The organism is Devosia sp. (assembly GCF_040509215.1).
Classification (GTDB): Bacteria; Pseudomonadota; Alphaproteobacteria; order Rhizobiales; family Devosiaceae; genus Devosia.
Genome location: NZ_JBEVLL010000309.1, coordinates 1 through 5,553, shown reverse-complemented (window position 1 = coordinate 5,553; position 5,553 = coordinate 1). Strand labels below are relative to the sequence as shown.

The 5,553-nt window shown below is 61.2% G+C and carries 8 protein-coding genes; 2 read left to right on the top strand and 6 right to left on the bottom strand.

Features of this window, described 5'->3' with window-relative positions:
- Nucleotides 1-1,420 (bottom strand): UvrA family protein (locus tag ABW043_RS17320; protein WP_502908664.1); only part of this gene is annotated, 1,420 nt, incomplete at its 3' end.
- 213 nt (nt 1,421-1,633) lie between these two features.
- Entirely contained in the window at nt 1,634-2,278 is a 645-nt protein-coding gene (locus ABW043_RS17315; protein WP_353922445.1) for a LysE family translocator, read from the bottom strand.
- A gap of 287 nt (nt 2,279-2,565) precedes the next feature.
- Here ABW043_RS17315 and ssb point away from each other — a divergent pair, with 287 nt between their 5' ends.
- On the top strand, nt 2,566-3,084 hold the full coding sequence (gene ssb, locus ABW043_RS17310) for a single-stranded DNA-binding protein (RefSeq protein ID WP_353922444.1): 519 nt from the start codon (nt 2,566-2,568) through the stop codon (nt 3,082-3,084).
- A 41-nt stretch (nt 3,085-3,125) separates the two neighbouring features.
- On the opposite strand, the gene ABW043_RS17305 is transcribed toward ssb, so the two are convergent.
- Nucleotides 3,126-3,545, bottom strand: coding sequence for a YbaN family protein (locus tag ABW043_RS17305; protein ID WP_353922443.1), 420 nt, complete (start codon nt 3,543-3,545; stop codon nt 3,126-3,128).
- Nucleotides 3,542-3,982, bottom strand: a complete 441-nt coding sequence (gene dtd / locus ABW043_RS17300; protein ID WP_353922442.1) for a D-aminoacyl-tRNA deacylase — start codon at nt 3,980-3,982, stop codon at nt 3,542-3,544. The genes ABW043_RS17305 and dtd overlap by 4 nt, the downstream gene beginning before the upstream one ends.
- Before the next feature lie 107 nt (nt 3,983-4,089).
- Between dtd and ABW043_RS17295 the strand changes: the two genes are divergently transcribed.
- Nucleotides 4,090-4,860, top strand: coding sequence for a MerR family transcriptional regulator (locus ABW043_RS17295; RefSeq protein WP_353922441.1), 771 nt, complete (start codon nt 4,090-4,092; stop codon nt 4,858-4,860).
- Nucleotides 4,861-4,985: 125 nt separating this feature from the next.
- On the opposite strand, the gene ABW043_RS17290 is transcribed toward ABW043_RS17295, so the two are convergent.
- Both ABW043_RS17290 and ABW043_RS17285 read right to left on the bottom strand, forming a co-directional pair.
- The gene (locus tag ABW043_RS17290; protein ID WP_353922440.1) at nt 4,986-5,318 is read right to left on the bottom strand and encodes a hypothetical protein; all 333 of its coding nucleotides are present in this window, start codon (nt 5,316-5,318) and stop codon (nt 4,986-4,988) included.
- Nucleotides 5,319-5,327: 9 nt separating this feature from the next.
- Nucleotides 5,328-5,553, bottom strand: a 226-nt coding sequence (locus ABW043_RS17285) for a hypothetical protein (RefSeq protein ID WP_353922439.1), incomplete at its 5' end; no start/stop codon positions are given.

Below are 5,553 nucleotides of genomic sequence, written 5' to 3'. Positions count from 1 at the left end.
TGAGGATGCGCTCGCCGATCTGGGACTGTGTCGGGCTCAGCTTTGCCGAAAGGTCAGTAAACCAGGTCGATGCATTCTTGATCGACATCTCGCTGACCTTGCCGATGTGGAGGCCATCGATCTTCACGGCCAGCGTTTCCGGCTTCAGGCGATAGCCGCCGCAGGCAACGCAAGGCTTTGCCGACATGTACTTTTCGATTTCTTCGCGCATGCCTGCGCTTTCGGTTTCCTTGTAGCGGCGCTCAAGGTTGCCGATGACGCCTTCGAAAACTTTTTGGGTTTTGTACTGGCGCAGGCCATCGTCGTAGACGAAGTCGATCTTGGTCTTGTCGGTGCCGAAGAGAACGGCATGCTGCACATCGAAGGGCAGCTCGTTCCAGGCAGTACCGGTCGAAGCGCCGTAGTGTTTTACGACGGCCTGCAGGGTCTGCTGGTAATAGGGTGCCGACGTCTTGGACCAGGGCAAGATGGCGCCATCGCGCAGCGACAGGCTTGCGTCGGGGACGATCTGATCGGGGTCGATCTTCTGCTCGGTGCCCAGGCCATCGCAGACCGGGCAGGCGCCAAAGGGATTGTTGAACGAGAAGAGGCGCGGCTCGATTTCGGCAATGGTGAAGCCGGAAACCGGGCAGGCGAACTTTTCGGAGAAGGTTATCTGGCGGGCGGAGCCGTCTTCGTTCTTTTCGTCGGCGAATTCGACCAGCGCGATGCCTTCGGCCAGTTTCAGCGCCGTTTCAAAGCTTTCGGCGAGGCGGCCGGAAATGTCCTTGGACACGACGACGCGATCGACCACGACTTCGATGTCGTGCTTGAACTTCTTGTCCAGCGCCGGGGCGTCTTCGATCTCGTGATATTCGCCGTCGATCTTCACGCGCTGGAAGCCCTTGCGCATCAGATCGGCGAGTTCCTTCTTGTACTCGCCCTTGCGGCCACGTGCGATGGGGGCCAGCAGGTAGAGGCGGGTGCCTTCGGGCAGTTCCAGAGTGCGGTCGACCATCTGGCTGACAGTCTGGCTCTCGATGGGAAGGCCGGTTGCCGGCGAATAGGGAACGCCGACGCGCGCGAACAGGAGGCGCAGGTAGTCGTAGATCTCGGTGACCGTGCCAACCGTAGAGCGCGGGTTACGCGACGTGGTCTTCTGCTCGATGGAAATGGCGGGCGAAAGGCCTTCGATGTGCTCGACATCGGGCTTTTGCATCATTTCGAGGAACTGGCGGGCATAGGCCGACAGCGACTCCACATAGCGGCGCTGGCCTTCGGCATAGATGGTATCGAAAGCCAAAGACGATTTGCCCGAGCCGGAGAGGCCCGTCATGACGATGAGGCTGTCTCGGGGCAGCTTTACGTCGATGCCCTTCAAATTGTGCTCGCGGGCGCCGCGGACGATGATTTCGCGGTTCTGGCTGGGCGTAGGCTTCATTGTTCACGTCCGTGGCTTGTCGCACCGATGAAAGGCGCAGCAGCAATGGGGTCAAGGGAGGCTGGAGAGCCCATGAGATAAGCGCTGCCCAGCCCAACCGCAAGCGCTAGCCATGCATGGCTAACCAGCGCGGCTGTAACCTTAGCGTGTCTGGGGTGGCTTGCAAAAACACCTTTGTCAGTCATGAACATTTGCAGAACACTCGGGATTCGGTCAAGAGGTGGATGACATGGTCAGGCCATGCCACGCGGTGAAAAGGGCGACGACGATGAAGAGCGCGCCGGCACTGCGGCCGACCCAAATGGTGGCAGAGGGATTGTCCACGAGGGCATCGCGACCACGGCCGGCGGCAAGGGCGAGCGCTCCATAGACGACGCCCTGCATGAGCACAGTGATGACGCCAAGCGCGAGGGCCTGAGACCAGACGGGGCCGAATTCGGTGCGCACAAATTGCGGGAAGACGGCGAGGACGAAGAGATAGGCCTTGGGGTTGAGCAGGCACGTCACGGTACCCTGGCGGAAGGCGGACCACTCGGTGCGCGTGGTGGCGCGGCCGATGCCGGAGACGGTGATGGAGCTGCGCAGAAGCGTGTAGCCGATCCAGGCCATATAGGCGGCGCCGGCCAGGACCATGGCCTGAAACAGCATGGTGGGAAGCTGGGTGAGAACGCCGACGGCGACTGTGCCAAAGAGCGTATGGACGGCGCCGCCGAGCATGACGCCGCCGAGGGCGGCAAAGCCCATGCGACGGCCACCGGTGAGCGCGTTGGCAAGAATGTAGAACATGTCCATGCCCGGTACGACGATGATGCCGAAGACGAGGAGCGTGTAGAGCCAGAGCGCCTGTGCGTAATCCATGGTGGTTCCCAAGTGTGGGAATGGCAATGGAGCAGGGCTGCTGACAGGGCGAGTCAGGAGGATGGATATGCCGCCTTCTTGACACTGACTAGATAAGAACATAAAGAGAACACGAAACGAACTGTTTACAATATGGAATTGGCCCAGTTTCGGACGCGAGATCGGTTTATGGTGCGCGTCAGCGTGCAGAAGCGCGGCGTTTCGGGCGGCAAAGCTTCGGGCATATATGTGAGAGAGAGCGTCCCGCGACCGCAGCAGACCGGGACTGAATTAGAAGGACGAGCGCTATGGCAGGCAGCGTGAACAAGGTCATCCTGGTTGGCAATTTGGGCAATGAGCCCGAAGTGCGCAACTTGCCCAGCGGGGGCAAGGTTGTGAACCTTTCGATTGCGACATCGGAACGGTGGCGCGACCGCAATACCGGCGAACAGCGCGAAAAGACTGAATGGCACCGCGTGGTGATCTTCTCGGAAGGTCTCGCCAAGGTTGCCGAGCAGTATCTGCGCAAGGGCAGCAAGGTCTATATCGAAGGCCAGCTCCAGACCCGCAAGTGGCAGGACCAGTCGGGCGCGGACAAGTATTCGACCGAAATCGTGCTCCAGGGCTTCAATGCCTCGATGGTGCTGCTCGATGGCCGTGGCGAAGGCGGCGGCGATAGCGCAGGCGGCGGCGGTTTCCGCGGCAATGACGAGGGCGGCTTCCGGGGCGTCAGCAACAATGCAGGCGGGGGGGGCGGCGGACGCCGTCCGTCCTCCAATGCGCCGGCCTTTGAGCCAGGCGGGCTCGACGACGACATTCCGTTCTGAGATTTTTGCTACAAAGGGTCGCTTCGGCGGCCCTTTTCTTTTCAGGCTGTTTCTTCGACGTCCCGCGGCGCCGAGGGCCGGGAGAGGACATACCAGGCGCAGCCGCCAATTAGGGCGGCGACGAGGATGAAGAGCCACCAGGCGGGGTGGGCGGCGAAGAGGAAGATCAGGAATCCTGCGGCCATGCCGGTGCAGGCCATCAGTTTGGCGCGCAACGGGATGACGCCGCTCTTGCGCCAATTGAGGATGGTGGGGCCGAGCGTTGCATGGCCGAGGAGCCAGTTTTCGAGGCGCTGGGAGGACTTTGAAAAACACCAGGCGGCGAGAATGAGGAAGATCGTCGTGGGCATGAGCGGCACGAAGATGCCGATGATGCCGGTGATCAGCAGGATGATACCGAGGACGAGATAGAGGGCGCGCATGAGCCGGTTGCGGGCGAGAGGCGATTGCGGCTCGGTCATTGGTCAGTATCCAGCCAGATGGTGACCGGCCCGTCATTGACGAGCGCCACCTTCATATCGGCACCAAAGATTCCGTTTGCAACCGGAGTGCCCGTGGCGGCGAGAGCGGCGGAGAATTTTTCGTAGAGATCGCGGCCGCGTTCGGGCGGCGCAGCGCGGGAAAAGCCCGGGCGATTGCCCTTGGTGTCGGCGGCGAGGGTAAACTGGCTGACGACGAGGGCGGAGCCGCCGATATCGAGGAGCGAGCGGTTCATCTTGCCGGCGTCGTCCTGAAAAATGCGCAGCTTGGCGATTTTCTGGGCCAGCCAGTCAGAGAGGTCATCGGTGTCGTCCTGCATGGCGCAGACGAGCACGAGAAGACCAGGACCGATCTGGCCGGTGATCTCTCCGTCGACGGTGACGGAGGCGGACTGGACGCGTTGGACGAGGGCTCGCATGGCTTTCCTTTAGCGTTCAATCACTGAGCTTTACAGTCAGAAAATGATGCGGTTGACCCTCACGTGGGGTGACGCCGTAGCTGATGGCTCGCGGAGGATGTGGACCGATGAAAACCTATACCGTTCAGCAGTTAGCCGTTCTTGCCGGCGTGTCGGTGCGCACGTTGCACCACTATGACGAGATTGGTCTTCTGAAGCCCGCGTTCACCGGCGAAAACCGCTATCGCTACTATGGGGAGGAGGAATTGCTGCGGCTGCAGCAGATCCTCATCCACCGGGCGCTCGATATTCCATTGGCGGAGATATCAGCCATGCTCGATGCGCCCGACTTCGATCGGCTGGCTGTGTTGCGCGAGCAGCGCGCCCGGCTCGAGAGCGAGGCGCAGCGGTTTGCCGGCATGGTGAGGACGATCGACCGCACGATCGCTCGTCTCGAAGGAGAAACTGCGATGCAGGACAACGAACTTTATTCCGGGCTGATCGCTCCGGAAAAGCAGGCGGAATACGAAGCGTGGCTGGTGGAGCGCTTTGGCGGCGACATGGAGGCGCGGATTGCCCGGAGCCGGAAGGCCATGGGTGACATGAGTGAGGGGGAACGCGCGGAGATGATGGCGGAGCTGCAGCGTGTGGAGGAGGCGCTGGCGGAGGGATTTCGGCGGGGGTTGCCGCCGCAGGCAACGGCGCTTGATCCGGCTATCGAGGCGCATCGGCGCTGGGTCGGTGATGCGTGGGGACGGGAGTGTGCGCCGCACGCCTATGCAGGGCTGGCAGATGTCTATGAGCATCCGGATTTCCGGAAGCGGTATGAGACGATCGAGCCCGGGTTTTCGGCGTTTCTTACAACCGCGATGCGGGCTTGGGCGCGGCGGCAGGGGTAGGGACTAGCCTGTCCTCGGAAATCACGCTCGGGCTCTGTACTTGCCCCGAAACCGCGAAGTGAAGTGTCCTCGGGTCAAGCCCGAGGATGACGGCCGGTGGGTGGGGACCTCGCGGGGCTTTCGGCCTAGCGCGGCTGGCAGACAAATTTGGTGGGGCGCAGTTCGGAGAAATAGTCGGCGCTGCCGCCATTGAGGTCGCAGGCGGTTTTCTCCGGGGTTTTGGCGCCCAGGGCGTAGTTGCAGCCGAACGTCTGTAATGGGCGCTGACCGGTGATCTTGTACTGACAACTGGCGGTGCAGGCGAAGCTTTCGTCGCCGCCGTTTGAGACCATCAGAGTGATGGTTGAGCTGTCGGCATTCAGGGAGCATTCGCCGGTTGGATAGTTGTCGGCGTATGCGCCGGTTATGCTCGATACTGCAATTGCAAGAATGATGGCGGCATGGGCGAATATTTTCATCGTTCGTCCTCAATTCAATTGCGCCGAGAGTATTTCAAATTTCTTCCCGCGCAATGGGAGGCTGGGGCGATATTTTTGATCTTGCTTACCCAAGGACCGATGTAGCTGCCCGAAGACAGAGATCCCCGCTTTCGCGGGGATGACATGCGGGGTGGGGCTGGGCCAGATGGATTGCCGGGACAAGCCCGGCAATGACGAAGGGTGGGTGAGAGCACTTCTGAAAACAAAAGGGCGG

Excerpts from the sequence above, each read along its gene's own strand:
- ABW043_RS17315 (WP_353922445.1), bottom strand. The coding sequence starts at position 2,278 with ATGGATTACGCACAGGCGCTCTGGCTCTACACGCTCCTCGTCTTCGGC.
- ABW043_RS17290 (WP_353922440.1), bottom strand. The coding sequence starts at position 5,318 with ATGAAAATATTCGCCCATGCCGCCATCATTCTTGCAATTGCAGTATCG.
- dtd (WP_353922442.1), bottom strand. The coding sequence starts at position 3,982 with ATGCGAGCCCTCGTCCAACGCGTCCAGTCCGCCTCCGTCACCGTCGAC.
- ABW043_RS17305 (WP_353922443.1), bottom strand. The coding sequence starts at position 3,545 with ATGACCGAGCCGCAATCGCCTCTCGCCCGCAACCGGCTCATGCGCGCC.
- ABW043_RS17295 (WP_353922441.1), top strand. The coding sequence starts at position 4,090 with ATGAAAACCTATACCGTTCAGCAGTTAGCCGTTCTTGCCGGCGTGTCG.
- ssb (WP_353922444.1), top strand. The coding sequence starts at position 2,566 with ATGGCAGGCAGCGTGAACAAGGTCATCCTGGTTGGCAATTTGGGCAAT.